Origin of the sequence: Streptomyces sp. NPDC096323, from assembly GCF_040302845.1 — a bacterium.
Lineage (GTDB): Bacteria > Actinomycetota > Actinomycetes > Streptomycetales > Streptomycetaceae > Streptomyces.
Map to the genome: position 1 here is coordinate 350492 of NZ_JBEOSI010000002.1, position 26118 is coordinate 376609.

Annotated in this window: 23 protein-coding genes and 2 tRNA genes; 19 read left to right on the top strand and 6 right to left on the bottom strand. The window is 71.6% G+C overall.

Going from position 1 to position 26118, the window contains the following annotated elements:
- The first annotated feature begins 104 nt into the window (after positions 1 to 104).
- Positions 105 to 1208 (top strand): SCO2583 family membrane protein, encoded by a 1104-nt coding sequence (locus ABTX18_RS05550; RefSeq protein WP_352121436.1) that lies wholly within the window; start codon positions 105 to 107, stop codon positions 1206 to 1208.
- Here the strand turns inward: ABTX18_RS05550 and ABTX18_RS05555 are convergent.
- A complete protein-coding gene (locus ABTX18_RS05555; RefSeq protein WP_352121437.1) occupies positions 1156 to 2280 on the bottom strand; it encodes a M48 family metallopeptidase in 1125 nt (374 codons plus the stop codon). The genes ABTX18_RS05550 and ABTX18_RS05555 overlap by 53 nt on opposite strands.
- A gap of 110 nt (positions 2281 to 2390) precedes the next feature.
- Between ABTX18_RS05555 and ABTX18_RS05560 the strand changes: the two genes are divergently transcribed.
- The 9 genes from ABTX18_RS05560 to ABTX18_RS05600 all read left to right on the top strand — a co-directional run bounded on the left by ABTX18_RS05560 (position 2391) and on the right by ABTX18_RS05600 (position 7424).
- Complete coding sequence (locus ABTX18_RS05560) at positions 2391 to 2543, top strand: hypothetical protein (protein ID WP_352121438.1); 153 nt, start codon at positions 2391 to 2393, stop codon at positions 2541 to 2543.
- A gap of 84 nt (positions 2544 to 2627) precedes the next feature.
- Positions 2628 to 2789: a hypothetical protein gene (locus ABTX18_RS05565; RefSeq protein WP_018518201.1), complete on the top strand. Its 162-nt coding sequence runs from the start codon at positions 2628 to 2630 to the stop codon at positions 2787 to 2789.
- 38 nt (positions 2790 to 2827) lie between these two features.
- The gene (nadD, locus tag ABTX18_RS05570; RefSeq protein WP_352121439.1) at positions 2828 to 3445 is read left to right on the top strand and encodes a nicotinate-nucleotide adenylyltransferase; all 618 of its coding nucleotides are present in this window, start codon (positions 2828 to 2830) and stop codon (positions 3443 to 3445) included.
- A gap of 19 nt (positions 3446 to 3464) precedes the next feature.
- Complete coding sequence (locus tag ABTX18_RS05575; RefSeq protein WP_352121440.1) at positions 3465 to 5231, top strand: LCP family protein; 1767 nt, start codon at positions 3465 to 3467, stop codon at positions 5229 to 5231.
- A 215-nt stretch (positions 5232 to 5446) separates the two neighbouring features.
- On the top strand, positions 5447 to 5878 hold the full coding sequence (rsfS, locus tag ABTX18_RS05580) for a ribosome silencing factor (protein ID WP_352121441.1): 432 nt from the start codon (positions 5447 to 5449) through the stop codon (positions 5876 to 5878).
- Positions 5875 to 6528: a histidine phosphatase family protein gene (locus ABTX18_RS05585; RefSeq protein ID WP_352121851.1), complete on the top strand. Its 654-nt coding sequence runs from the start codon at positions 5875 to 5877 to the stop codon at positions 6526 to 6528. Before rsfS ends, ABTX18_RS05585 begins: the two co-directional genes overlap by 4 nt.
- Positions 6529 to 6655: 127 nt before the next feature.
- Positions 6656 to 6728, top strand: a tRNA-Ala gene (locus ABTX18_RS05590).
- Between the two features lie 280 nt (positions 6729 to 7008).
- A complete protein-coding gene (locus ABTX18_RS05595) occupies positions 7009 to 7242 on the top strand; it encodes a hypothetical protein (protein WP_148018647.1) in 234 nt (77 codons plus the stop codon).
- A gap of 109 nt (positions 7243 to 7351) precedes the next feature.
- Positions 7352 to 7424 (top strand) — tRNA-Ala (locus tag ABTX18_RS05600).
- A gap of 67 nt (positions 7425 to 7491) precedes the next feature.
- Here the strand turns inward: ABTX18_RS05600 and ABTX18_RS05605 are convergent.
- Entirely contained in the window at positions 7492 to 9069 is a 1578-nt protein-coding gene (locus ABTX18_RS05605) for a ferredoxin (RefSeq protein ID WP_352121442.1), read from the bottom strand.
- On the bottom strand, positions 9066 to 10319 hold the full coding sequence (locus ABTX18_RS05610) for a ferric reductase-like transmembrane domain-containing protein (protein ID WP_352121443.1): 1254 nt from the start codon (positions 10317 to 10319) through the stop codon (positions 9066 to 9068). Before ABTX18_RS05610 ends, ABTX18_RS05605 begins: the two co-directional genes overlap by 4 nt.
- Positions 10320 to 10714: 395 nt before the next feature.
- Here ABTX18_RS05610 and leuS point away from each other — a divergent pair, with 395 nt between their 5' ends.
- The 3 genes from leuS (at position 10715) to ABTX18_RS05625 (ending at position 15478) form a co-directional block, all read left to right on the top strand.
- A complete protein-coding gene (leuS, locus tag ABTX18_RS05615) occupies positions 10715 to 13582 on the top strand; it encodes a leucine--tRNA ligase (RefSeq protein ID WP_352121444.1) in 2868 nt (955 codons plus the stop codon).
- Positions 13583 to 13717: 135 nt separating this feature from the next.
- Positions 13718 to 14434, top strand: coding sequence for a hypothetical protein (locus tag ABTX18_RS05620; protein WP_352121445.1), 717 nt, complete (start codon positions 13718 to 13720; stop codon positions 14432 to 14434).
- A 198-nt stretch (positions 14435 to 14632) separates the two neighbouring features.
- On the top strand, positions 14633 to 15478 hold the full coding sequence (locus ABTX18_RS05625) for a DegV family protein (protein ID WP_352121446.1): 846 nt from the start codon (positions 14633 to 14635) through the stop codon (positions 15476 to 15478).
- Between the two features lie 371 nt (positions 15479 to 15849).
- Here the strand turns inward: ABTX18_RS05625 and ABTX18_RS05630 are convergent, their stop codons facing one another.
- On the bottom strand, positions 15850 to 16077 hold the full coding sequence (locus tag ABTX18_RS05630; RefSeq protein ID WP_352121874.1) for a hypothetical protein: 228 nt from the start codon (positions 16075 to 16077) through the stop codon (positions 15850 to 15852).
- 196 nt (positions 16078 to 16273) lie between these two features.
- Here ABTX18_RS05630 and ABTX18_RS05635 point away from each other — a divergent pair, with 196 nt between their 5' ends.
- From ABTX18_RS05635 to ABTX18_RS05650, 4 genes are all read left to right on the top strand, one after another.
- Positions 16274 to 16960 carry a ComEA family DNA-binding protein gene (locus ABTX18_RS05635; RefSeq protein ID WP_503061100.1) on the top strand — a complete coding sequence of 229 codons (687 nt, stop codon included), beginning with the start codon at positions 16274 to 16276 and terminating at the stop codon, positions 16958 to 16960.
- The gene (locus ABTX18_RS05640; RefSeq protein WP_352121448.1) at positions 16957 to 19542 is read left to right on the top strand and encodes a ComEC/Rec2 family competence protein; all 2586 of its coding nucleotides are present in this window, start codon (positions 16957 to 16959) and stop codon (positions 19540 to 19542) included. Before ABTX18_RS05635 ends, ABTX18_RS05640 begins: the two co-directional genes overlap by 4 nt.
- A 70-nt stretch (positions 19543 to 19612) precedes the next feature.
- Positions 19613 to 20455 carry an arylamine N-acetyltransferase family protein gene (locus ABTX18_RS05645; protein ID WP_352121449.1) on the top strand — a complete coding sequence of 281 codons (843 nt, stop codon included), beginning with the start codon at positions 19613 to 19615 and terminating at the stop codon, positions 20453 to 20455.
- Between the two features lie 184 nt (positions 20456 to 20639).
- Complete coding sequence (locus tag ABTX18_RS05650) at positions 20640 to 21524, top strand: YceI family protein (RefSeq protein WP_352121450.1); 885 nt, start codon at positions 20640 to 20642, stop codon at positions 21522 to 21524.
- A 39-nt stretch (positions 21525 to 21563) separates the two neighbouring features.
- Here the strand turns inward: ABTX18_RS05650 and ABTX18_RS05655 are convergent, their stop codons facing one another.
- On the bottom strand, positions 21564 to 21809 hold the full coding sequence (locus ABTX18_RS05655; protein WP_352121451.1) for a hypothetical protein: 246 nt from the start codon (positions 21807 to 21809) through the stop codon (positions 21564 to 21566).
- Between the two features lie 121 nt (positions 21810 to 21930).
- Here ABTX18_RS05655 and holA point away from each other — a divergent pair, with 121 nt between their 5' ends.
- Positions 21931 to 22926: a DNA polymerase III subunit delta gene (gene holA, locus ABTX18_RS05660; RefSeq protein WP_352121452.1), complete on the top strand. Its 996-nt coding sequence runs from the start codon at positions 21931 to 21933 to the stop codon at positions 22924 to 22926.
- Positions 22927 to 23528: 602 nt separating this feature from the next.
- Here holA and rpsT read toward each other — a convergent pair.
- Entirely contained in the window at positions 23529 to 23795 is a 267-nt protein-coding gene (rpsT, locus tag ABTX18_RS05665; protein WP_136325190.1) for a 30S ribosomal protein S20, read from the bottom strand.
- Positions 23796 to 24009: 214 nt separating this feature from the next.
- On the opposite strand from rpsT, the gene lepA reads away from it, so the two are divergent.
- The gene (gene lepA / locus ABTX18_RS05670; RefSeq protein ID WP_352121453.1) at positions 24010 to 25884 is read left to right on the top strand and encodes a translation elongation factor 4; all 1875 of its coding nucleotides are present in this window, start codon (positions 24010 to 24012) and stop codon (positions 25882 to 25884) included.
- The last annotated feature ends 234 nt before the right edge of the window (positions 25885 to 26118 follow it).

Genomic DNA, 26118 nt, shown 5'->3' on the forward strand with positions numbered 1-26118 from the left:
GTCCGTTCATGCCCCCGCATGTCGGGCAGACCCTGTCCGGAGCCTTCCGGCCGGAAGGGGCGCACCGATCGGCCCCGGTCGCTGGCGTGGAGTCGGGAGAAGTCATGGCAGACCGCGGAGATCCACCCGAAGGCCCGTCGGAGAACGGTGCGAGCGGCAGCGAGGACGAATACCGGTCCCTCGTCTTCGACGAGTCCTTCGTCCGGGCTGCCCGGCTGCAGGAGTTCTCCGCCCAGGAGCGGATGGGGGAGCACGCCCGTGCCGTCCGGAGCCTGCCGGGCCGTGCGGTCCGCAACGGCTCACGGGCCGCGCTCGCCCTCGTCGTCCTGATCGCCCTGGCCTTCGGCACCGCCGTCTTCCTGGGCTTCCGCCACCCCTACCAGAACTCCGTCACCCGACGGGCCGAGCCGCTGCGGATGACCGTCGTCCCGCTGGCGCCCCGCGGAGTCGTGCCCGCCGGCACCCCGGCCGGCCTCTTCGCGAGCAGTCCCGCCGCCTCGTTCGCGAAGGGGGCCGCCGGCATCAGCCTCCCGGTGACCCGGCGGACGGACAGCTTCTCCGAGAACCAGGTGTACACCGCCCTGGCCACGGCCAAGGACTATCTGGTGGCCTCCTCGCTCGACCTCGACGTCCTCGGAGGGAACGCGGTACGACCCGTCGAGTCACTGCTCGATCCCGACCAGAGCGAACAGTTCGAGCGGAGCATGAACGCCCCGCGCGACGACGGGCAGCACGCGGCGACCGGCTGGCTGGTGCGGTTCGACCCCGCCGAGATCACCCCCGATCCGGAGATCCGGGTCCGGGGCACCCTCCGGTACACGGAGGCGGGGGCCGACACCCTCGAGGTCATGTCGGACCACACCTTCGCCTACGTGCTCCATCCGGCCGTCTCCGGTCCCCAACAGGCGGGCAGCGCCTCGCTGTTCACCGTACGGCGGGAGATGCGGTTCCGGTTCGACCGGGACGATCTGCGGCTGCACCGACTGGAGGTGCAGACCAGCTACGTCCAGGCCGGACCGCAGTCCTGCCCGGCCGACACCACCGGCGTGCTGCGGCCGCTGCTCGCGGGCGAACGGGCGGTCGTGCGCGGCCCGGCGGGCACCGACCCGTACGCGACGGGCCGGCCCACGGCCGCGCTGTGCGGGACGCTGGCGGTCAGTTCCCCGCCGGACCCGCAGCAGGCCCCTCCGGGTCCGAGTCGTCCGTAGCGTCGCCCCCGCCCGCCGCCGGGCCCTTGGCTCCGCCGCCCGCCGCGCCGGTGAACTTGTCGCGGAGCTTGCCGCCCAGGTCCCCGGCGCCACCCGCTATGTCGCCGACCAGCTTCATCAGCGGGTCCTTGCTGCTGCGCACCGAATCGGCGTAATGCGCGGCGGACTCCTTGAAGGCGTCCGTCACCGAGGTGTCCTTGTCCTCATCGCGCCGCGGGTAGTGGCCATCCATGATCCGCTGGAAGTCGCGGGTCTCGGACCACTTCTTCAGCTCGGCCGCGCGCACCGTGGTGAACGGGTGCGAACGCGGCAGCACGTTCAGGATCTTGAGGACGGAATCGCGCAGATCGCCGGCCTTCTCGTACTCGTCGGCCTGGGCGAGGAACGCGTCCACGTTCATCTCGTGGAGGTGGTTGCCGCCGGCGATCTTCATCAGCCCGCGCATCGAGGCCCGCAGATCCTGGCCGACCAGCAGCCCGGCCCGGTCGGCGGACAGCTCGGACTTGCGGAACCACTCCCGCAGCGCGGTGACGATCGCCATGATCGCGACGTTGCCCAGGGGGATCCAGGCCACCTTGACGGCGAGATTGGTGAGGAAGAGCAGGATCGTGCGGTACACGGCGTGGCCGGAGAGGGCGTGTCCCACCTCGTGCCCGACGACCGCCCGCATCTCCTCCTCGTCGAGCAGCTCCACCAGGCCCGTCGTCACCACGATGATCGGCTCGTCCAGACCGATGCACATGGCGTTGGGCTGCGGGTTCTGGCTGACGTACATCGGCGGGACCTTCTCCAGGTCCAGGATGTAACAGGCATCCCGCAGCATGTCGTTGAGATGGCTGAACTGCGCGTCGCTCACCCGGACGGAGTCCGACAGGAAGAGCAGTCGCAGGCTGCGCTCCGGCAGCAGGCCGCTCAGTGCCTTGAAGACGGTGTCGAAGCCGCTCAGCTTGCGCAGCGCCACCAGGGCCGAGCGGTCCGCCGGGTGTTCGTACGCCCGGGAGGAGATCCCCGGGAAACGCCTGCGCTGCCTGCTCGGCACCTGGTCATGGCTCTCGTGGCTGCCGTCGGTCATGAATGGCCCCCCTGTTCGTGCGAGATGCGTCTCGCCCCCTGACAAAACCCAGCGTAGGTGCTGGGGCTACGGTGTGCGGGGGGCTGTGGATAACCGAGGAGACGCCCGACATGCCGCACACCGTTGCTCTGCTCACCGCCGCATCCGAGGACCAGGGGCCGGGCAGCACGGTCCGCATCGTGCTGATCGTCTCCCTCGTCGGAGCCGCCCTGCTGGCCTGGTTCCTGCTGCGCGGATACCGCAACGACGACAACAACGACTGAGTCGGCGTGAGCGTGCCCGGGGCACCCGCATACGATGTCCGCGACGTCTTCCCTCCGACTACCGAGCGATAGGTCCTGCCGAAGATGAGCCTCACGAGCACCGCACACCAGCTGGTCACCGTCGCCGCCGAGGGCGAGCACGGCGGCAATCACGAAAGCCTGAGCCCCTACCTCACCGGTGGTGGTGCGTTTGTCGTGCTTCTCCTCCTGCTGTGGATCACCACGCGTTTCAACCGCGACCGCTGAGGCCGAGGCGTACAGCTGTGCCAGTAGGCTCTGCACGCATGGGAGAGCAGCACGTGCTTACCGGCCGCGGAAAGCGCCGACTCGGCGTGATGGGCGGGACATTCGACCCGATCCATCACGGACACCTGGTGGCGGCCAGTGAAGTGGCCGCCCAGTTCCACCTCGACGAGGTGATCTTCGTTCCGACCGGGCAGCCGTGGCAGAAGAGCCACAAGCAGGTCTCCCCGGCCGAGGACCGCTATCTGATGACCGTGATCGCGACGGCGTCCAACCCGCAGTTCTCGGTCAGCCGGATCGACGTCGACCGCAAGGGCCCCACGTATACGATCGACACCCTGCGGGACCTGCGCGCGGTCCATGGCGACGCGGACCTGTTCTTCATCACGGGCGCCGACGCCCTCTCCCAGATCCTCACCTGGCGGGATGCCGCCGAGCTCTTCTCGCTGTCCCACTTCATCGGTGTGACACGTCCCGGGCACCTGCTCACGGACGACGGGCTGCCGAAGGGGGGCGTCTCCCTCGTGGAGGTCCCCGCTCTGGCCATCTCCTCCACGGACTGCCGTGGGAGAGTCGCCCAGGGAGACCCGGTCTGGTACCTGGTGCCGGACGGTGTGGTCCGCTACATCGACAAGCGCCAGCTGTACCGCGGCGAATGAGCCACGGAGAGGGGCACCGGTGAACGACCGACAGAACCCGTACGACCCGTACTACCAGCAGCCGCAGATCATCGGCTACGACGAGTACGGGCAGCCGGTGTACCTGCAGCCCGCGGCGCAGCAGCAGTACGACCCGTACGCCCAGCAGCAGCCTCAGCCGCCGCACCAGGCCCAGCAGCCGCAGCAGCCCCAGCAACAGGCGCCGCAGCCCGGCCAGGGATACGGCTACGACCCGTACGCACAGCAGCCACAGCAACAGCAGCAGCCTGCCGCACCGCCGCAGCAGTACGACCCGTACGCGGCCCCGCAGCAGCAGCAGCAGCAACACCCGCAGCACAGCTACGGCTATGACGGCGGCTACGGCTACGACACGGGCGGGCAGCCCGCCGCGGTCGACACCACCCAGCAGTGGAGCATCCCGCAGCAGGCCCCGGCGCCCGAAACCGTGGCCGCTCCGCCCGCGCACGCCCCCGAACCGCAGCAAGCAGCGGAACCCGAGGCGGGCGTCCCGGCGCCGCGCCGGGGTGACCGCGACTACCGCACGGAGCAGTTCTCCTTCATCGAGGAGCCCGACGAGGACTCCGAAGACGTCATCGACTGGCTGAAGTTCACCGAGAGCCGCAGCGAGCGCCGTGAGGAGGCACGCCGTCGCGGCCACAACCGGATGGTCGCGCTGATCGTCGTGGCCGTCCTCGTCGTGCTCGGCGGCGTCGGCTACCTGTGGTCGGCGGACAAGCTTCCCGGCTTCTCCGCCGCGGAGAAGAAGAACACCGCGGCGACCGGCCCGCAGCGGCGGGACGTCATCGTGGTCCACCTCCACAACACCAAGGGCGGCGGCACGTCCACGGCCCTGCTCGTCGACAACGTCACCACCAAGCAGGGCACCACCGTCCTGCTGCCCAACTCGCTGGCCCTCTCCGACGAGGACGGTGCCACCACCACGCTCGGCAAGTCGGTCGACGACGACGGGACCTCCGGAACCCGCGAGTCCATCGACTCCCTGCTCGGCACCGAGATCAGCGGCACCTGGCGGCTCGACACCCCGTATCTGGAGAACCTCGTCGACCTGGTCGGCAACATCGAGGTCGACACCGACACCGCTGTTCCCGACACCAAGAAGGGTGCCGCGCCGCTGGTGAAGAAGGGCGAGGGGCAGACGCTCAGCGGCCCGATGGCTGTCGCCTACGCCACATACCGGGGTCCCGGCGAGGCAGAGGCCAAGCAGCTGATGCGTTTCGGGCAGGTCATGCGCGGAGTGCTGCGGAAGATCTCCGACGATCCGAAGGCCGCCACGGTCACCGTGCAGACGCTGGCCCAGATCCTCGACCCGTCCCTGCCCGAGCAGGACCTGGGCGCCTCCCTCGCCAAACTCGCCGAGCACGCCAAGATCGGCGACTACAAGACCGCGCTGCTGCCGGTCCAGGAGGACGGCACCCTCACCCAGGCCGCCACGGAGAGCGTCGTCAAGGACATCCTGGGCGGTTCGTTCAAGGCCCCGGCCGCGGACGCGGCGGTGCGGGTCGGCATCAAGAACGCCACGGGCAGCGACGCCGGTACGGAATCCGCCCGGATCAAGCTGGTCAACGGCGGCTACACCTTCGTCAACAGCGGCAAGTCCGATGCGGTGGCCTCCTCGGAGGTCGTCTACAAGGACGCGGCGGACAAGAAGAAGGCCACCGAGGTCGCCGCGACCCTCGGGCTGCCGGCGAGCGCGGCGAAGAAGGGCGAGCCGGCCGGCAACGCGGACGTGTCCGTCGTCCTCGGCCAGGACTACAAGATCAAGTAGGTCGGCTGGAGGGCCGGGCGGCAGGCTCGGCCGGCCCTGGTCCAGGGGCGGCGGCGGGAGTTCCCGGGCCGCCCCGCCGGCGCTGCGGGCCGGTTCCGTGGCAGCTCAGGGGCCCGCCGGGCGACTCCTGAGCGGTCCTCGCGGAATGATTGCGTGGGCTGTCGGCGGTCCGTGAGACCCTAGAGGTCGATCTGACCGCCGACGAAAGCCTGCATGTGACCGCCACGGACCGCTCCATCGAGCTCATCAACGCCGCCGCTCAGGCGGCCGCCGACCGGCTCGCGCACGACATCATTGCGTACGACGTCAGCGACGTGCTGTCGATCACGGACGCCTTCCTGCTGGCCTCGGCCCCCAACGACCGCCAGGTCAAGTCGATCGTCGACGAGATCGAGGAGCAGCTTCAGAAGAAGCTCGGCGCCAAGCCGGTCCGCCGCGAAGGCGACCGCGACGCCCGCTGGATCCTCCTCGACTACGTCGACATCGTCATCCACGTCCAGCACAGCGAGGAGCGCGTCTTCTACGCGCTGGAACGGCTGTGGAAGGACTGCCCCGAGCTTCCCCTTCCCGAGGACGCCGTGAAGACCCGCGGCAAGGCCGAGGAGCACGCACAGCTCACCGGCAGCACGGAAGGTGAACAGAGCTGAACGGCAGCACGAGCGGCAGGGGCCGCAGGATCGTCCTCTGGCGCCACGGCCAGACGGCGTGGAACCTGGAGCGCAGGTTCCAGGGTTCCACGGACATCGAGCTGACCGAGGAGGGCGTCGGGCAGGCCCGGCGCGCCGCCCGGCTGCTCGCCTCTCTGAGGCCGGACGCGATCGTCGCGTCCGATCTGCGGCGGGCCGCGGCCACGGCGGCCGAGCTCGTCGCGATCACCGGACTCGATGTCGCGCACGACCCGGGACTGCGCGAGACCTATGCGGGCGCCTGGCAGGGTCTCACCCACGAGGAGATCGTGGGCCGGTACGGCGACCAGTACGCGGCGTGGAAGCGCGGCGAGCCCGTGCGGCGCGGCGGCGGTGAGCTGGAGACCGAGGTCGCCGACCGGGCGGCCCCCGTCGTGCTCGCGCACGCCGACAAGCTGCCCGACAACGGCACGCTCGTCGTCGTCAGCCACGGTGGCACCATCCGGACCACCATCGGCCGGCTGCTCGGCCTGGAAGCGCACCACTGGGAAGGGCTCGGCGGACTCTCCAACTGCTGCTGGTCGGTGCTGGGCGAGGGCGCCCGCGGCTGGCGTCTGCAGGAGCACAACGCCGGCACACTGCCCGAACCGGTGCTCGGCGACGACACCTGACGGGTGCCGGGGCGGCGCCCGCGGGGCGCCTTCGGGCAGCGTCGGCCGGATTTCACTTTCTGGCTGGTCACAGGCTAAAGTTCTTCTTGTTCGCAGCGCGGAAACGCAGGGAAACACAGCGAACAGCGGGGCTATAGCTCAGTTGGTAGAGCGCCTGCATGGCATGCAGGAGGTCAGGAGTTCAATTCTCCTTAGCTCCACAATCAGGATCCCGTCCCCATCAGGGGGCGGGATCCTTCCTCGTTCCCGGACCGGCCGGCTTCCGGCGGGCTGACCCCCTTGCGGGCTCATGGCAGAATCGGACCGCCGAGGGGAGACGGACCGAACGGGGAGGAGCGCGCGATGCCTGCGAGCCGCCACGAGATCCCGGATCTTCCTCCAGGGCCTGTCCCGATCCGTCCCTCGATGCCCCGAAAGCCCGGCGCGCGCGTCGGGTCCCTTCGCCTCTGTACGGCCCGCGGCCGCACCCGGAGCTGATCCATGGGTGCACACAGGCGGAAATGCGACTGGTGCGGCAGTGGTACGCCCATCGTCAGGGACATGGACCCGGTCAACGTGGACTACCAGTACTGGTGCGAGGAATGCGCACGGGCGCTGGTCATAAAGGGCGACCCCATCGAGACCTACCGGGAGCTGGAGGGGGAGCCGATCTACGGGCGGCTGCTGGAGGAGCACTGCACGCTGAAGCGGTTCTACTCCTTCGCCACCGCCTGAACCGCCCCGGCGATCAGCCGGGGAGGGGCCGATCGGAATCGATTTGGTGGAGGGCCCGGGGACCGGTAATGTTCTCGATGTCGCCACGGGAGACCGGGCGGCGCAACGCGGGGCTATAGCTCAGTTGGTAGAGCGCCTGCATGGCATGCAGGAGGTCAGGAGTTCAATTCTCCTTAGCTCCACAGTGAAGAACGACTGGCGGGTCATCCGAATCGGATGACCCGCCAGTCGTTTGTGTGGGGGTCGACATCAACTCCGGCCGCTGCCCAGGGCGTTGCGGCCGGGGCCCGGAGGCAGCGCGGGCCGTTCGGGAGCCTGCTGCTCGATCCGCAGGGCCAGGGCGGGGCAACGGCGTACGGCACGTTGCGCGCGCCCTCGCAGGTGCATCGGAACCGCGGCGTCCGCCAGCGCCGGATACCCGTCGGGGCCCAGCCTGATCAGCTCCGGGACGATGTCCGCGCACAGACCGTGGCCCCGGCAGAGCGTCCAGTCCACGGCCAGCTTCTCGCCGCTCGGGATGGACTCCTCCACATCCTGGTAGCCGGGTGCGGGAAGAGGGAGGACACCGAAGGTCTCACGGCCGCAGCCGCCGTCCAGCACATGCGCGGCCAGGTCGTCGGTGAAGGCGGAGAGCGTGGAGGACAGAAAGCGCGCCGAACCGTCCGGGTGCTTGCAGGCGCCCCGGCCCTTGACCGCCAGCGTCACCTCACGCAGCGCCTCCAGTGCGGCCGGTCCGCCCCCGTTCAGCACGTCGGACAGCCCGCCCGCGGCGGCCGGCAGGCCGAGCTTGCACGGGCCGCACTGGCCGGCGGTCTCGGCGGCCAGCCAGTTCGCCACGCGCAGGGACTCCCCGAGCGGACAGGTCTCCGGACCGATCGGCAGGATCGCGCCCGCTCCCAGCGCACCGCCCGCGGCGGCCAGCGACTGCCGGGAGACGACGGCGTCGTGCGTCGCGTGCGCACTGATCCAGTTGCCGTGATAGCCGCCCGTCAGCACGCCCTGCGGCAGCGGGGGCGCGCCGGCCAGCTGGAGCACGTACCGCAGCGGCACACCCGTGGGCACCTCGATGACCATCGGACGCGCGACGGCGCCGGAGAGGGTCAGGAGCACCGTCCCGGGCTCGTCGGGCAGTCCGGTGTTCCCGTAGCGGCGGGCGCCCGTGCGGGCGGCGACGGCGAGTTGCGCGTACGTCTCCGCGTTCGACAGCAGGGTCGGAGCGCCGCCGACCCCCGATTCGGCGGCCCGCTCCCGGCGCCCCGGCGGCAGGGCGGGTCCGCCCGACGCGGCCCGGATGACGGCCGAGGCCTCACCGGAGACCATCCGTTCCGGCGTCCGCACCACCCGGGCCCGCAACGGCTGTCCGCGCCGGTCGGACAGACCCCGCTCGGCGAGGGCGGAGCGCACGGAGATCTCCGTGGAGTTCCGGGTGACGGCGACGATCAGCGTGCGCGCGCCGAGCGCCTCTGCGGCCAGCAGCGCGCCGTCCAGGATGAGGTGCGGCGCGCGGTTCAGCAGGACCGTGTCCTTGCGGCAGGCGGGCTCGCCCTCGCTGCCGTTGATCACGACGACCGGCCGCACCCCCCGCCGGATCGACGCCTTCGCGACGGCCCGCAGCTTCCTCCCGAACGGGAATCCGGCACCGCCGCGGCCGTTCAGCGAGATGGCCTCGGCGAGTTCCGCCAGCCGTTCGCCGGTCATCGGCTCCAGCGGGCCGTGCACCTTCAGATGCATGCCGAGGTCGAGCCGCTCCACCAGGTCGAAGCCGCTTGTCAGTTGGGGGAGGCCGACGACGCGGACTTCGGGGACGTCGGGGAGGGGGATGTTCACGGTCGGTCTCCTGCGGGTGCGGTCCAGGGTTCTCCCGCCGGGGGCGGGTAGAACGGCCCCGGAAGCGGCGCGGTGTCGCCGACGGCGGGCAGCGGAGCGGTCGCTGCTCCGGTGGGGGACTCATGGACGGTGTACGGGGGAGGGGCAGGTTGCATGGTGTAGGGGGGATGGGCCGGTCCGGCGGGCACGGGCGGGGCGGGGGACGGTGCCGGCCAGCGCCCGGACCGCTGCCGGCCGTCGGTGGCCCGGGCGGCCGGCGAGACCGCGCGGTACCCGGCGGCGATCCCCGGCCCGGGTCCCGTGAGACCGCCGGACGTGCCCGGCAGCGGGTCCGCGAGGCGGTCGGAGCTGCGGGGCGGGGCCTCGTACAGGGGCGGCGCGGGCGCCGGGAGCGTGGTCCGGGGGCGTTCGAAGGACGAGGGGAGCGGGGTGCCGCGTACCTGACGGCCGGGCCCTGCCCCGTACGCAGCGGGCAGTTCCGTGGTGTCCGCACCGGGCAGCGGGGCCTCGCGGCGCACCGGGTCCGGTACGGCGGGCACGGCGTCCGGCCTGATCAGGGCAGTGACCAGCTCGGTGATCCGCCGCTTCACCGGCGGCGGCAGCATGCGCAGGCCCAACACGGCCGCCACGGCGACCAGGCACAGGCCGTACATCACGACGACCCAGGCGGCGGGCGGCCGGCCCGCGTACAGGCCGTGGACCAGCGCGGCGCACCAGGCCGGGTAGGACAGCGCGTGCAGCGCCCGCCAGCGTCCGGCGACCTTGCCGGGGGACGCGAAGGCGCTGCGCAGCGCGCCCGTGGCGGCGGCCACGACCATCAGCAGACCGGCCAGCGCGCCGAAGCCGATCAGCCCCGCCGTGCCGCCGGCTCCGAGGCCGAAGGGTATGAGGGCGCCGAGCAGCTCCACATGCCCCAGCGAGACCTTCACCGTGACATGGAGCAGCAGGAAACCCAGCGAGGCGGCCGCGGCGGTGCGGTGGACGGCCTGGCCGATCAGCCGCTGACGCGAGGAGAGGAACAGCCGGTCGGTCGCGAGCAGGCCCCAGCCCACCGCGGCGGTGAGCGAGACCAGCGAGAGGACGCCGGTGGTGAAATCGAGCGTGGCGCGCACGCCGTCGCTGGCCGCCACGGCGAGCAACGGCAGGAGAACCAGCACAGCGACGGTCAGCCCGCCCTGTACCTGACGGCTCGGCCCCTGGAGTGGGGCGGCCGATGAGCGGGTCTTGCGATGAGGGTGAAGAGGGTTCATGGGGGGCGACTCCGAATGGCTCGGCAAAGCGGTCCCGTTGCCGCATGCTAAGTCGCCCCATACCGGCCGGTACGAGGTTTGGATGGTTGCCCCGATAGAGGGCATTACGCGGAGTAACCCCCGCTTCCCGGACGTTCTGCCGCACGGTCCACCACCCGCCGTGTCCACGGATCGGCGGCGCCCGGATGGGGGCCGGGCCTGTGCGGTACCCTGACGCCATGCGTGCCGTACGCCTTCTGCTTAGCGAGCCGCGCTGATCAGTCCCGACCGGTGAGAATGCCTGGTCGGCATCGGCGCGGCGTCCCCTCCTGTGCGAGGGGATTTTTCGTTTCCGTAGACGCGTGTCCGTAGACGTGGGCGCCCGGCAGATGACGATCGATGGAGCTTTGAGGATCATGAGCGAGACGAATTCCGCAGCCGACGTTGCTGCGCCGCACCGCTATACGGCCGCGATGGCCGCCGACATCGAGGCACGCTGGCAGGACTTCTGGGACGCCGAGGGCACGTACGAGGCGCCCAACCCGACCGGTGACCTGGCGGGCGACCCGGAGCTGGCCGCCAAGCCGAAGAAGTTCATCATGGACATGTTCCCGTACCCCTCGGGTGCGGGGCTGCACGTGGGCCACCCGCTGGGCTACATCGCCACCGACGTCTACGCCCGTCACCAGCGGATGACCGGCCACAACGTCCTGCACACCCTGGGCTTCGACGCCTTCGGCCTGCCCGCGGAGCAGTACGCCGTCCAGACCGGCACCCACCCGCGGATCTCGACCGAGGCCAACATCGAGAACATGACGGCGCAGCTGCGCCGGCTGGGCCTGGGTCACGACAAGCGCCGCTCGTTCGCCACGATCGAGTCCGAGTACTACAAGTGGACCCAGTGGATCTTCCTGCAGATCTTCAACTCCTGGTACGACACCGACGCGGACCGCGCCCGGCCCATCGCCGAACTGGTCGCCCAGTTCGAGTCCGGTGAGCGCGCGACCCCCGACGGCCGTGACTGGAGTGCGCTGAGCGCCGCCGAGCGCGCCGACGTCCTGGGCGAGTACCGGCTGGCCTACGCATCCGACGCACCCGTCAACTGGTCGCCCGGGCTGGGCACCGTCCTGGCCAACGAGGAGGTCACCGCCGACGGCCGCTCCGAGCGCGGCAACTTCCCCGTCTTCAAGGCCAAGCTGCGCCAGTGGAACATGCGCATCACGGCCTACGCCGACCGGCTGCTGAATGACCTGGACGGGCTGGACTGGCCCGAGGCCATCAAGCTGCAGCAGCGCAACTGGATCGGCCGCTCCGAGGGCGCGCGCGTCGACTTCCCCGTCGACGGCGCCGGCGGCATCACCGTCTTCACCACCCGCCAGGACACCCTGTTCGGTGCCACCTACATGGTGCTGGCGCCGGAGCACGAGCTGGTCGAGGCGATCACTCCCGCCGCCTGGCCCGAGGGCACCCACCCGGTCTGGACCGGCGGACACGCGACCCCGGCCGAGGCCGTCACCGCGTACCGCAAGCAGGCCGCGGCCAAGTCCGACGTGGAGCGGCAGGCCGAGGCCAAGGACAAGACGGGCGTCTTCACCGGCGCGTACGCGACCAACCCGGTCAGCGGCGAGCAGGTCCCCGTCTTCATCGCCGACTACGTCCTGATGGGCTACGGCACCGGCGCGATCATGGCCGTACCGGCGCACGACGCGCGCGACTTCGCCTTCGCGCGCGCCTTCGAGCTGCCGATGCGCTGTGTCGTCGAGCCGTCCGACGACCGCGGCACGGACCCCTCGACGTGGGAGGACGCCTTCGGCTCGTACGACGCGAAGCTGGTCAACTCCGCGAACGACGACATCTCGCTGGACGGCCTGGGCGTCGTCGACGCGAAGGCCCGGATCACCGACTGGCTGAAGGAGCACGGCGTCGGCGAGGGCACCGTCAACTTCCGTCTGCGCGACTGGCTGTTCAGCCGCCAGCGCTACTGGGGCGAGCCCTTCCCGATCGTTTACGACGAGGAGGGCATCGCCCACCCGCTGCCCGAGTCGATGCTGCCGCTGGAACTGCCGGAGGTCGACGACTACTCGCCGCGCACCTTCGACCCGGACGACGCCGACACCCAGCCCGAGACCCCGCTGTCGCGCAACGCCGACTGGGTCAACGTGACACTGGACCTGGGCGACGGACCCAAGAAGTACCGCCGCGAGACCAACACCATGCCCAACTGGGCCGGTTCCTGCTGGTACGAGCTGCGCTACCTGGACCCGAACAACGCCGAGCAGCTGGTCGACCCCGCGATCGAGCAGTACTGGATGGGGCCGCGCGAGGGGCAGCCGACCGGCGGCGTCGACCTGTACGTGGGCGGCGCCGAGCACGCCGTGCTGCACCTGCTGTACGCGCGCTTCTGGTCCAAGGTGCTGCACGACCTGGGCCACGTCTCCTCCGCCGAGCCGTTCCACAAGCTGTACAACCAGGGCATGATCCAGGCCTTCGTCTACCGGGACAGCCGCGGCATCGCCGTCCCGGCGGCCGAGGTCGAGGAGCGCGACGGGGCGTACTACTACGAGGGCGAGAAGGTCTCCCGCGTCCTGGGCAAGATGGGCAAGTCCCTGAAGAACGCCGTGACGCCCGACGAGATCTGCGGCGAGTACGGCGCGGACACGCTGCGTCTGTACGAGATGGCCATGGGCCCCCTGGACGTCTCGCGCCCCTGGGACACGCGCGCGGTCGTCGGCCAGTACCGCCTGCTGCAGCGTCTGTGGCGCAACATCGTCGACGAGGACAGCGGCGAGATCACCGTCGTCGACACCGAGCCCGCAGAGGACACGCTGCGCGCGCTGCACAAGGCGATCGACGGCGTCGGCGGGGACATGGCCGGGATGCGCTTCAACACGGCCATCGCCAAGGTCACCGAGCTGAACAACCACCTGACGAAGGCAGGCGGCCCGCTGCCGCGCTCCGTCGCCGAGGCCCTGGTGCTGCTGGTGGCGCCGCTGGCACCGCACATCGCCGAGGAGCTGTGGCGCCGGCTGGGCCACACCGAGTCGGTCGTGCACCAGGACTTCCCGGTCGCCGACCCGGCGTACGTCGTGGACGAGACCGTGACCTGCGTCGTCCAGATCAAGGGCAAGGTCAGGGCCCGTCTGGAGATCTCCCCGTCGATCACGGACGCGGAACTGGAGACGCTGGCCCTGGCGGACCCGGCCGTCGTCGCCGCGCTGGACGGGGCGGGCATCCGCAAGGTGATCGTGCGGGCGCCGAAGCTGGTGAACATCGTTCCGGCCTAGCCTCACGGGATGTGAGGGGTTTCCCTTACGGGCGGGTTGGGGGTTCCGATGGAACCCTCGGCCCGCCCGTTCCGTTTACGGTGGAGGGGCGCGTGAAACCGTGCCGTCAGCCGTCACACCATCCGAGGGGCGCTCATGGAAGCCGTGATCCTGATCCTGGTGCTGCTCGTCGTCGCGTTCATGGCCCTGGGGGTCTACGCGACCGTCAAGGCCGTCGGCGCGGCCAAGCGCGGCGTGGACCGCACCCTTACGCAGGCCCGCCGCACCGTGGAGGACACCACGCTGCGGGCCAGGAGCTTCGGGCAGGTGGGCGTCGCCGGAGAGCTGGCGCAGCTACGCCTCTCGCTGCGCACCTCGATGCGGGCCACGCAGGAGGCGCTGCAGTCGGGCGCGGTCGAGGACGCGTCGCTCGCGGAGTCGCTGGGCCTGTTCGAGCGCCTCGGGGTTCATGGCCGCGAGCTGGACGAGGACCTGAAGCGGCTGGAGCGCGAGCCGGACCGGACGACGGTCGCCTCGCTGCTGCCCGGCCTGAAGGAGCGCACCGAGCGGATCACGAAGGCCGCGGATTCCCTGCGGTGGGCGGCCAGGGACCGGGCCCGGCAGTTCGCCGACGACGATCTCGCGTCGCTGAACGCGCAGATCGACGTGGAGGCCGGGGCGCTGCGGCACTGGACGACGGAGGAGCCGGCACCGGAGCACGCGGACGGCGGTCAGGGCCGGCCCACGGCGAACCGGCCGACGACGGGCCCGGCGGGCGGTGGGGAGCCCCCGCAGGCCCTCACGGCTCCGGACCCGCGGCTGGGGACGGGATATCCGTGGCAGAAGTCGGCGCGGCCGGAAACCACGAACTGAACCGTCGGTGCGTGGACGTGGAGCATGTGCGGATGCGGATCTTCATGGCCGGTCGGCGTCCGGTGCGGGAGCGGCGAGGGGCCGGGCCCGCGTCGCAGGTGAACGGGGATGGCGGGATGCGGCCCGAAGCGACCGGAACTGATCATTCTGCCGGGGTCGGACTGCCGTGTCCCCTCCCCGGCAGGTAACCTCCGGCTCATGTCCCGCCATGTCGCGATCGTCACCGATTCAACGGCCTACCTGCCGCCCCAGGCGATGGAACGGCATGGCATCACCGCAGTGCCGCTGACCGTCGTCCTCGGCGACCAGGCGCTGGAGGAGGGCACCGAGATCTCGGCCCGCTCCCTGGCGCTGGCCCTGCAGAAGCGCCGTTCGGTGACGACGTCCCGGCCCAGCCCCGAGGTGTTCGCCGCCGCCTATCGTGCGGCTGCCGACGCGGGCGCGAGTGCCATCGTCTCCCTGCACCTGTCGGCGGAGTTCTCCGGCACCTACGACGCCGCCCTCCTCGCGGCGAAGGACGCCCCGGTGCCGGTGCGCGTGGTGGACACCGGAATGGTCGCCATGGCCCTCGGGTTCTGCGCCCTGGCCGCTGCGGAGACGGCCGGGGCGGGCGGCAGCCAGGACGAGGCGGTGGCCGCCGCCGAGAAGAAGGCGGCGGGCACGTCGGCCTACTTCTACGTCGACACCCTGGACTATCTGCGCCGCGGCGGCCGGATCGGCGCCGCGCAGGCCCTGTTCGGTTCGGCCCTTGCCGTGAAACCGCTCCTCCAGCTGGCCGGCGGGCGGATCGAGCTGCTGGAGAAGGTGCGGACGGCCTCCAAGGCCATCGCCCGGCTGGAGGAGATCGTCGCCGAGCGGGCGGGCAGCGGACAGGTGGACATCGCGGTCCATCACCTGGCGGCTCCGGAGCGGGCCGAGCGGCTGGCCGAGCGGCTGCGGGAGCGGATTCCCGGCCTGGTCGACCTCCATGTCAGCGAGGTGGGCGCGGTGATCGGCGCGCATACCGGCCCCGGGCTGCTGGGAGCGGTGATCTCGCCCCGCTGACGTCACTCTCCGGAGTGGTCGAGTTATCCACAACGGGCCGGTTTTCCACTGGAATTGGATGAGCTCAGCGGGATTCGGCGGAAGTGCCTAGCGTCATGTGGCATGGCTTCCCGATCACATCGTTCAACCCATCGCGCCGACGCCGGTGGAGGTGTCCGCCGCGGCGGACGCGTCAGCGTCGTTGGCGCTCTCGGCGGGACCGGGTCCGGCTCGGGACCCGGGAGCGGGCCGGGGCGCGGTCCGGCCTCGGACGGTCGTGTCCGGGGCGGGGCGGGCACCGGACCGGGCCGGCGACGGCGGGAACGAGCGCGCACTGCTGCGTCTGCGGCGGCGGCCTCGCGCAGCCGCGCGGACGCGCTGATGGCGGGCGGTTACGGAGGGCGGGTCGCGCGGCCGGTGGTGGGGGTGGTCTCTCGTTCCTCGGCGGCGTCTCCGGTCTCGGCGTCTCCGGCTTCGGCGTCTCCGGTCTCGGCGTCTCCGGTCTCGGCGTCTCGGGCCTCGGCAAGGGGCCCCGGCACACCTGGGTCCCCTTCCGTGCCACGGGCGGCGATGCGCGCGGCCGCGGTCGCGGCACCGCCCCGGCGCGAGTCGGCTGACACACCGGCCTCATCCGTGGGACTTTCCCCTGCGGCCCCGGGGCCGGGTTCCTCTGCGGCGCCGGGTCCGGGTTCCTCTGCGGCCCGGGGGCCGGGTTCCTCTGCGGCGCCGGGCCCAGGTTCCTCTGCGGCGCCGGGTCCGGGTGCCGAGGGGCGGCGGTGGGGGCCCGTCCTTCCCGCGTTGCGGGAGCGGCTCCCCGTGTGGCTCCAGCTCAGGTGCGGGCTGGAGCCGAGGACCCTGGCCGCCCTCAGCGTCGTCCTGGTCGCGGCAGCGGTGTTCGCCGCGATGCACTTCTGGACCGCGCGCCCGGGATCCGTACCCGCTCCCGAGCGTGTGGGCGAGGCCGTCCACGTGCCCGTCGCGGAGACGGACGCGGGCGACGGAGGCGCGGCTGGTGGCGCCCTTACGCCCGAACCCTCGCCCGGTACGCCGCCCGTGGCCGGGCCGGGCGGGCAGGTCGTGGTGGACGTGAGCGGGAAGGTGAGGCGGCCCGGGATCCACCGGCTGCCGGCCGGGGCCAGGGTCGCCGACGCGCTGCGCGTGGCGGGCGGGGCCCGGCCGGGCGTGGACCTCGCCGGCCTCAACCGGGCCCGGGTTGTCGTCGACGGGGAACAGATCGTCGTGGGCGCCCCGCCCGGCCCGGCTGTCGCAGGCGCTCCGGGAGGTGGCATCGGCCCGAGCGCCGTCACCCCCGGGCCGGTGAGCCTCAACACCGCGACGGTGGAACAGCTCGACACCCTTCCGGGCGTCGGCCCCGTGCTCGCCCAGCACATCATCGACTACCGCACCCGGCAGGGAGGGTTCCGGTCCGTCGACGAGCTCCGTGAGGTCAACGGGATCGGTGACCGCCGGTTCGCCGATCTGCGACCACTGGTGCGGCCGTGAGCATCCAGGACGTCCACGCCGCGTCGGGCCTCCGGCTGGGGGTCTCCGACCCGAGGCAGGAGGGCCCGGTCGATCTGCGGCTCGTTCCACCGGCCCTGGCGGCCTGGGCCGGTGCCGCGTCGGCCCTGGACGTACCCGGTCGCTGGACGGCCGTGGGCGTGGTGCTCTGTCTCGCGGCGGCCGCGATCCTCCTGGCACTGCCGGGCTTCCCGCCCTTCCGCGCGGCACTCGCGGTGCGGGCGGGGCGTGACGAGAGCGGTGCCGGTGGGGTCGCGGTGCGGGCGGTCCGCGACGGCAGCGGTGCCGGTGGGCGGTGGCGGTTGCAGACCACCGCTGCCGCGGCGGTGCTGCTCTGCGCGGCGGCGGGGGCGGGGGCCGCGGGCCTGCACCGGGCCGATGCGCGGCAGGGACCCGTACCCGGACTGGCCGGGCAGTTCGCGCGCATCGACGCGGAGATCACTCTGACCTCCGATGCCCGCCGCACGTCTCCCCGGGTGCGCGGCGACCACAGCACCCCCGTCTTGCTGCTCCTGGACGCCGAGATCGTCCGGCTGGCGAGGCCCGCCGGCGCGGCCGTACGGCTGCGTACGCCGGTGCTGGTCATCGTCACACCCGGCGGTGCGGCCGCGCAGTGGCAGCGACTGCTTCCGTCCACGCGACTGCGTGTCAGCGGCCGGCTGGCCCCGCCGTTGCACGGCGGGGAGCGCGCCACCGCCGTGCTGCGTGCCGACGGAGGGCGCGTCGGGCCCCGCGTGATCGGTCCGCCCACCCGACTCCAGCGCACGGCGGGCGGCCTGCGCGCAGGCCTGCGCACGGCGACGGAGGACCTCGCCCCCGACGCGCGGGCGCTGCTGCCCGGACTGGTCGTCGGAGACACCACGCGCGTCACACCGGAACTGCACGAGGCGTTCCGGGCGACCGACCTCACCCATCTCATGGCGGTATCGGGTGCCAACCTGGCGATCCTGCTCGTCCTGCTCATCGGACCGCCGGGCAGCGCCCTGCGCGTCGAACGCCGGGGACTGGCGCCCGCCTGGGGGATCTCGCTGCGGGGCACCGCTCTGCTCGGCGGCGGCCTCACGCTCGCCTTCGTGCTCGTCTGCCGGCCGGAGCCGAGCGTGCTGCGGGCCGCGGCATGCGGTTCGATCACGCTTCTGGCGATCGGCACCGGGCGGCGCAGAACCCTGATCCCGGCGCTGGCCGCCGCCGTTCTCCTGCTGGTGCTCTACGACCCGTGGCTGGCGCGCAGTTACGGCTTCGTCCTGTCGGTGCTGGCCACCGGGGCCCTCCTGACCCTGGCCCCGCGGTGGAGCGACGCGCTGCAACGGCGGCGGGTGCCCCCGAGGCTCGCGGAGGCACTGGCGGCGGCGGCCGCGGCACAGGCGGTCTGCTCACCCGTGGTGGTGCTGCTCGCCTCCCGGGTGAGCCTGGTGGGAATCCCGTGCAATCTGCTGGCGGAGCTCGCGGTGGCACCCGCCACGGTGCTCGGTTTCGCTGTACTGGCCCTGGCACCGGTGGCCATGCCGGTGGCCGAACTGCTCGCCCGGGTGGCGGGGTGGCCGGCGGGGTGGATCGCCTCCGTGGCCCGTACCGGGGCCGCGCTCCCCGGCGCGGAGACGGACTGGCCCGACGGCAGGCCGGGGGCGCTGCTGCTGGCCGCGCTGACGGTCCTGCTGGTGCTCCTCGCGCGGCGCGTCGGACGCCGCCCCTGGATCTGTGCGGCTGCCGCGCTGCTGCTGGTCCTCGCGGTGCTCCGGCCGGTGCCGCTGACCCGGGTGCTGACCGGATGGCCGCCACCGGGCTGGGCGTTCGCGATATGTGACGTCGGCCAGGGGGACGCCCTGGTCCTCGCGGCCGGGCCCGGCGCGGGCGTGGTCGTCGACGCCGGACCCGAACCCCGTCTCGCCGACCGGTGCCTGCGCGACCTGGGAATCACCCGCGTCCCGCTGCTGCTGCTCACCCACTTCCACGCCGACCACGTGCGGGGTCTGACCGGTGTGCTGCGGGGCAGAGCCGTAGGCACGATCCAGACGACGAGCCTGGACGAACCCCCGGAACAGGCCGCGTTCGTCAGGAGAACGGCCGCGGCGGCCGGCATCCCCATGGTGCGCACCGCCCCCGGAGAGCGGCGCCGGATCGGAACGCTCGCATGGCAGGTGCTGTGGCCGCCGGGTGGCCCGGCGGCCACGACGGGCCTGGCGGCCGGTCCCGTACCGGAGGAGCCGAACGACGCGAGCGTCACCCTGCTCGTACGGACAGGCGGGCTCACGCTGATGCTCCTCGGCGACCTCGAACCCCCGGCGCAGCAAGGGTTGTTGCGCAGCCATCCGTCGCTGCCGCGGGTGGATGTCCTCAAGGTCGCCCACCACGGTTCCGCGCACCAGGACGCGGCCCTGGTGCACAGTGCGCGTCCGAGGTTCGCGCTGGTGAGCGTGGGGCGGGACAACCCGTACGGGCATCCTGCCGCGCGGACGGTCGAGGCGCTCAGGTCCCAGGGAGCGGTGGTGCTCCGTACGGACAGGGACGGCGCGATCGCGGTGACGGGTGCCGGGGCGGGACTGCGGGCGGTGGGCCGGTCATGAGGGCACGCCGGCCGGGTCCTAGGACCATCGGCGCAGGGCGCGACACGGCTCGGGAGGACACACTGCACTCATGGACCCGCAACTGCCGCAGACCATCGACGCCTACCTGGAGCGCATCGGCGCGCTGCGCCCCGCCCGCCCCGATGCGGCGGCGCTGCGCGAGCTGCAGCTGCGTCATCTCACCACCGTGCCGTTCGAGAACCTCTCGGTCCACCTCGGCGAGGACATCGTGCTGGAGGAGAAGGCGCTGCTCGACAAGATCGTGGCGGGCCGCCGCGGCGGGTTCTGCTACGAACTCAACGGCGCCTTCGCGGTGTTGCTGCGGGCGCTCGGCTTCCGCGTCACGCTGTTCCAGGCGCGCGTCCACGGGGACGGGGGGCGGCTCGGCATCCCGTACGACCACCTGGCACTGGGGGTGGAGACGGACGACGGTACGGGGCCGTGGCTCGCCGATGTCGGCTTCGGTGACCATGCCGAGCGTCCGCTTCTGCTGGGTGACCGCGCGGACCAGCAGGACCCGCGCGGCACGTTCCGGATCGCGCAGGTCCCCGCCGGGGCGGGCGGGGACCACGGGGATGTGGATGTGCTGCGGGACGGCGCACCCCAGTTCCGGCTGGACTCGCGGCCGCGCGCGCTGGACGACTTCCGGGGCGGAGCCTGGTACCACCGCACCTCGCCCGATTCCGGCTTCACCCGGTCGCCGGTCTGCTCGCGCTTCACCCCCACCGGCCGGATCACGCTCTCCGGACGCAGGCTCCTCACGACGGTGGGCAAGGAGCGCCACGAGACGCGCCTGCACAGCGACGAGCAGGTTCTCGCCGCCTACCGCGAGAACTTCGGCGTGCGCCTCGACCGGCTTCCGCCCGAAGGAGGGGTCGGCGTCGAGGTCGGCGTTTCTGCGTCGAATGCGTGACACACACAAACGGAACGATCAATTCGGACCTTCGGTAACACCTCCGCACAAGCCCTCGCGAGCTGCTCTGTTTGCCTCGAACGCCACAAGGGTGATCGAATGCATGATCGTCGGCGGGCCGCTGTTCCGACAACGACGTCCAGCCCTCCGGCCCGAGGTGAAACCGCCCCCGGGAGTGCGTGGAATGTTCGGCCGTTGGCTCGGAAACAAGGGAGCGACGGGTGCCGTGCGCGGCAACGCCCTCGCCGGACTTGCCGTACCGGATGCCGCGGGCGTCCTCAGCTGCCGGGTGCTCGACCCGGTCAACGAGGTAGTGCGGCAGGCCGAGTTCGTGGTCACGGACGCTGCGGGACGCAAGGTCGTCGGCGGGGAGACGGACCCGTTCGGCAGTGTCCTCGCCACGGTGCCGGCGGGCGAGTACCGACTGGCCGTCACGGCGGAGGGTTTCACACCCTTCCACGGCTCGGCCACGGTCGCCGAGGGCGCTCACGCGGGTCTGGGCGATGTCACCCTCCAGGTCTCCGCGCCTCCGCAGCTGCCCGACCCGGGCGAGTGGGAGATCGAGCCGATGCACTCCCAGATCGGCTTCACGGCCCGGCACATCGGCATGGCCCGCATCCACGGCCGGTTCAACACCTTCGCCGGTGCGGTCCGGATCGCCGACCGCATGGAGAACTCGGCCATGCACGTGATCATCGATGCCGCGTCGATCGACACGAACGTCCAGATGCGCGACGATCACCTGCGCTCGGGCGACTTCCTCGACGTCGGCCGCTTTCCGACGCTGGAGTTCTACAGCGACCGCTTCGTCCACCGGGGCGGTACCCGCTGGGGCGTGAGCGGTGCGCTCACCCTGCACGGCGTGAGCCGTACGGTGACGCTGGACACCCAGTACCTCGGCCTCGGCAACGGCCTGGAGGGCGAGACCCGCGCCGCCTGCCGCGCCACCACCGAGCTGCACCGTGAGGACTTCACCCTCACCTGGCAGACGATGCTGGCCCGGGGCATCGCCGCGGTCGGCTCCAGCATCTCGATCGACATGGACATCCAGATCGTCCCGAAGAGCTGACTGCCGGGCGGTGCCCGGGGCCGGCCCCGGGCACCGCCGCTAGGGAGCCTCCAGCCAGCCCTCGTACTCGGCGGCGAACGCGTCGAGCGCCGCGGCGTCCAAGCGCTGGTCCGGGTCCTCCACGACCAGCAGCCACTGGGCGTCCTCGGCGTCGTCCTCGCCGGCCAGCGCGTCGCGTACGAGTTGCGGCTCCTCGGCGACCCCGAACCGGTCGGCCAGCTCTCCGGCCGCCTCCTCCGCGGCGTCGCGGTCGGGCAGCACCAGTACATGTCTCACATCGCTCACCGGCCCATTCTCGGCTACGCGCCACGGGGCTCGGTGCGGTGGTCGTCGCCGTAGCCGGCCGCGAGGCCGGGGGCAGTGGTCGCGGCCGGGCTGTCAGCGGCCCGTGGGATGCTGGACGGCGATGGCCACCAGAAGGAATTCCACCGACGACCCGCTCGCCCCCCTCACGCTCGCCGTGGGGCAGGAGGACCTGCTCCTGGACCGCGCCGTGCAGCAGGTGGTGGCGGCCGCCCGTGCCTCCGACCCCGACACGGACGTCCGGGACCTCGCCCCCGACCAGCTTCAGCCGGGCACGCTGGCCGAGCTGACGAGCCCCTCGCTCTTCGCCGAGCGCAAGGTGGTGATCGTGCGCAACGCGCATGATCTCTCCGCCGACACGATCAAGGACGTCAAGAAGTATCTCGACGACCCGGTCGAGGAGATCACCCTCATGCTGCTGCACGCCGGCGGCGCCAAGGGCAAGGGCCTGCTCGACGCGGCACGCAAGGCCGGGGCGCGGGAGGTCGCGTGCCCGAAGACCACGAAGCCCGCCGAGCGGCTGTCCTTCGTGCGGGGCGAGTTCCGGACGCTGGGACGCTCCGCGACACCCGAGGCCTGCCAGGCGCTGGTCGACTCCATCGGCAGCGATCTGCGGGAGCTGGCGAGCGCGGCGGCACAGCTCGTCGCGGACGTCGAGGGCACGATCGACGAGGCCGTCGTCGCGCGCTACTACACGGGGCGCGCGGAGGCGTCGAGCTTCACGGTCGCCGACCGGGCCGTCGAGGGGCGGGCGGCGGAGGCGCTGGAGGCGCTGCGCTGGTCGATGTCGACGGGTGTGGCCCCCGTCCTGATCACGAGTGCGCTCGCGCAGGGCGTACGGGCGATCGGCAAGCTCTCGTCGGCACGCGGGGGGCGGCCGGCCGATCTCGCCCGGGAGCTGGGCATGCCGCCCTGGAAGATCGACCGGGTGCGCCAGCAGATGCGGGGATGGACGCCGGACGGGGTAGCGGTGGCGCTCCGGGCGGTCGCGGACGCGGACGCGGGGGTCAAGGGCGGTGGGGACGACCCGGAGTACGCGCTGGAGAAGGCCGTGGTCGCGGTGGCGCGGGCCGCGCGGATGGGGCGGGCGGGGCGGTAGCGGGGGCCGCCCCCGCGTGGGGCCGCCCCCGCGTGGGGCCGCCCCCGCGTGGGGCCGCCCCCGCGTGGGGCGGTGGCCTCGGGTGCCGGTTCGTCGTGCGGCTGGCCGTGGTGCCCTCAATCGCCGGACGGGCTTGAACTTGCCGTTCGGGCGTCCTCAATCGCCGGACGGGCTTGAGGTGGCTGCCCGGATGTCCTCAATCGCCGGACGGGCTTGAACTTGCCGTTCAGTGTCCTCAATCGCCGGACGGGCTGGGTTTGGCCGGGCGCGGCCGGAACGTGTCGCCTCGCGTCCAGCGCGGCGGAGGCGGCCCGTGGCCCGTGCCGGCGGAGGCGGATCGCGGCCACCGCAGCGTGGCGGCCCGCGGCCCGTCGTACCTAAGACACGCCGAAGGCCCCGGAGGCGGCCCGTGGCCCGTCGTACGCACGACATGCCGAAGGCCCCGGTCGTCTCCCTGGGGAGGGAGACGACCGGGGCCTTCGAGGTGCGCTTGGTGCGCCGCACCCGCGTGGCGAACGCAGGTTCGGTGTGCGGCGCGGGGTGCCGGTCAGGAGCGGGAGAGAGGGCCCGCTGGGTCCGTACCGGCGATCACATCAGAATGCTCAGCCCTGGAGGGTGGCAACCTTGGTGGCCAGCGCCGACTTCTTGTTGGCGGCGGCGTTCTTGTGGATGACACCCTTCGAGACAGCCTTGTCGAGGGCGCGCGAAGCGTCGCGAACGGCCACGGTGGCCTTCTCGACGTCGCCCGCCACGACGGCCTCGCGGGCCTTGCGGATCGAGGTCTTGAGCGAGGACTTGACGGCCTTGTTGCGCAGGCGCGCCTTCTCGTTCGTCTTGTTCCGCTTGATCTGGGACTTGATGTTCGCCACGAAAGAGCCTTTTCAGGTTCGTTGGATCTTCGATGTGTGTCCTTGCGGCCCGAGAGCCACGAGGCACAGCTGTCCACGGTACCAGTCGCACTCCGAGCGGCCCAAACCGGTCTTCACCCCGCAGGCGTGGGACGATGGAGGCTACGTACAGATCCGACCGACCCGACATCGACCCGAGACACGGCGTTCGGCGTCTCAAGAATCAGGACCCTGCGTGCCCGCGACTCCTCTCCACGTGCCCGAGCCGAGCCGTACCGACCCGGCGCTGATCCGCAATTTCTGCATCATCGCGCACATCGACCACGGCAAGTCGACCCTCGCCGACCGGATGCTCCAGCTGACCGGTGTGGTCGACGTGCGGCAGATGCGCGCCCAGTACCTCGACCGGATGGATATCGAGCGCGAGCGCGGCATCACCATCAAGTCCCAGGCGGTACGACTGCCCTGGGCGCCCACGGCAGGTGAGGGCCAGGGCAGCACCCATGTCCTCAACATGATCGACACCCCGGGACACGTCGACTTCACCTACGAGGTCTCCCGGTCGCTCGCCGCCTGTGAGGGCACGGTCCTGCTGGTCGACGCCGCGCAGGGCATCGAGGCCCAGACGCTGGCCAACCTCTACCTGGCGATGGAGAACGACCTCACCATCGTCCCGGTGCTCAACAAGATCGACCTGCCGGCCGCCCAGCCCGAGAAGTTCTCCGAGGAGCTGGCCAACCTCATCGGCTGCCAGCCCGAGGACGTCCTCAAGGTCTCCGCGAAGACCGGCGTCGGCGTGGACGCGCTGCTGAACCGGGTGGTCAGGGACGTTCCCGCGCCCATCGGCAAGGCGGACGCCCCGGCCCGCGCGATGATCTTCGACTCGGTCTACGACGCGTACCGCGGAGTCGTCACGTACGTCCGTGTCGTCGACGGCCAGCTGAACAAGCGCGAGCGCATCCGGATGATGTCGACCGGCGCCACCCACGAGCTGCTGGAGATCGGTGTCTCCTCCCCGGAGATGACCCCGTCCGACGGCATCGGTGTCGGCGAGGTCGGCTACATCATCACCGGCGTGAAGGACGTCCGGCAGTCCAAGGTCGGTGACACGATCACCTCGCTGAGCAACGGGGCGACCGAGGCGCTGGGCGGCTACAAGGACCCGAAGCCGATGGTGTTCTCGGGTCTGTACCCGCTGGACGGATCGGACTACCCGGATCTGCGCGAGGCGCTGGACAAGCTCCAGCTCAACGACGCCGCCCTGGTGTACGAGCCGGAGACCTCCGCCGCGCTCGGCTTCGGTTTCCGTGTCGGTTTCCTCGGCCTGCTCCACCTCGACGTGGTCCGTGAGCGGCTGGAGCGCGAGTTCGGTCTCGACCTCATCGCCACCGCGCCGAACGTGGTCTACCGCGTCGAGATGGAGGACGGCAGCGAGCACGTCGTCACCAACCCGAGTGAATTCCCCGAGGGGAAGATCGACAAGGTGCACGAGCCGGTCGTCCGGGCCACGGTCCTGGCGCCCAGCGAGTTCATCGGCGCGATCATGGAGCTCTGCCAGCAGCGCCGCGGCACGCTCCTCGGCATGGACTACCTCTCCGAGGACCGGGTCGAGATCCGCTACACCCTGCCGCTCGCCGAGATCGTCTTCGACTTCTTCGACCAGCTGAAGTCCAAGACGCGGGGTTACGCCTCGCTCGACTACGAGCCCACCGGCGAGCAGTCCGCCCAGCTCGTCAAGGTCGACATCCTGCTGCACGGCGACAAGGTCGACGCGTTCTCCGCGGTCACGCACAAGGACAAGGCGTACGCCTACGGCGTACGGCTCGTCGCCAAGCTGCAGAAGCTCATCCCCCGGCAGAACTTCGAGGTGCCGATCCAGGCGGCCATCGGCTCCCGGGTCATCGCCCGTGAGACCGTCCGCGCCATCCGCAAGGACGTCCTCGCCAAGTGCTACGGCGGTGACATCTCCCGTAAGCGGAAGCTGCTGGAGAAGCAGAAGGAAGGAAAGAAGCGGATGAAGATGGTCGGCAACGTGGAGGTGCCGCAGGACGCGTTCATCTCGGTGCTGTCGACCGACGAGTCCGCCGGGGAGACCAAGGCCAAGAAGTAGTACGGAGGAGGGGGCCGGGGCGGAGTTCCGTCCCGCACTCCTACCGGCCAGTAGATGAACGGGTCCCCGCAGCGCACGACGTCGCGCCGCGGGGGCCCGTTCGTTATGAAGCGGCGCCCCGTTGCCCCTTACGCGGGGCGCGCGGGCGCTTTACTCTGATCACGGCTTCGTAGTTACTCGCCAGTTAAACAAGCAGGATCAAGCAGCACGCAGTACCCGGCACGCGCAGACCCG

Bases quoted from the DNA above. Each gene is read 5' to 3' on its own strand.
- ABTX18_RS05550 (WP_352121436.1), top strand. From the start codon at position 105: ATGGCAGACCGCGGAGATCCACCCGAAGGCCCGTCGGAGAACGGTGCG.
- ABTX18_RS05555 (WP_352121437.1), bottom strand. From the start codon at position 2,280: ATGACCGACGGCAGCCACGAGAGCCATGACCAGGTGCCGAGCAGGCAG.
- ABTX18_RS05560 (WP_352121438.1), top strand. From the start codon at position 2,391: ATGCCGCACACCGTTGCTCTGCTCACCGCCGCATCCGAGGACCAGGGG.
- ABTX18_RS05565 (WP_018518201.1), top strand. From the start codon at position 2,628: ATGAGCCTCACGAGCACCGCACACCAGCTGGTCACCGTCGCCGCCGAG.
- nadD (WP_352121439.1), top strand. From the start codon at position 2,828: ATGGGAGAGCAGCACGTGCTTACCGGCCGCGGAAAGCGCCGACTCGGC.
- ABTX18_RS05595 (WP_148018647.1), top strand. From the start codon at position 7,009: ATGGGTGCACACAGGCGGAAATGCGACTGGTGCGGCAGTGGTACGCCC.
- ABTX18_RS05610 (WP_352121443.1), bottom strand. From the start codon at position 10,319: ATGAACCCTCTTCACCCTCATCGCAAGACCCGCTCATCGGCCGCCCCA.
- leuS (WP_352121444.1), top strand. From the start codon at position 10,715: ATGAGCGAGACGAATTCCGCAGCCGACGTTGCTGCGCCGCACCGCTAT.
- ABTX18_RS05620 (WP_352121445.1), top strand. From the start codon at position 13,718: ATGGAAGCCGTGATCCTGATCCTGGTGCTGCTCGTCGTCGCGTTCATG.
- ABTX18_RS05625 (WP_352121446.1), top strand. From the start codon at position 14,633: ATGTCCCGCCATGTCGCGATCGTCACCGATTCAACGGCCTACCTGCCG.
- ABTX18_RS05645 (WP_352121449.1), top strand. From the start codon at position 19,613: ATGGACCCGCAACTGCCGCAGACCATCGACGCCTACCTGGAGCGCATC.
- ABTX18_RS05650 (WP_352121450.1), top strand. From the start codon at position 20,640: ATGTTCGGCCGTTGGCTCGGAAACAAGGGAGCGACGGGTGCCGTGCGC.
- holA (WP_352121452.1), top strand. From the start codon at position 21,931: ATGGCCACCAGAAGGAATTCCACCGACGACCCGCTCGCCCCCCTCACG.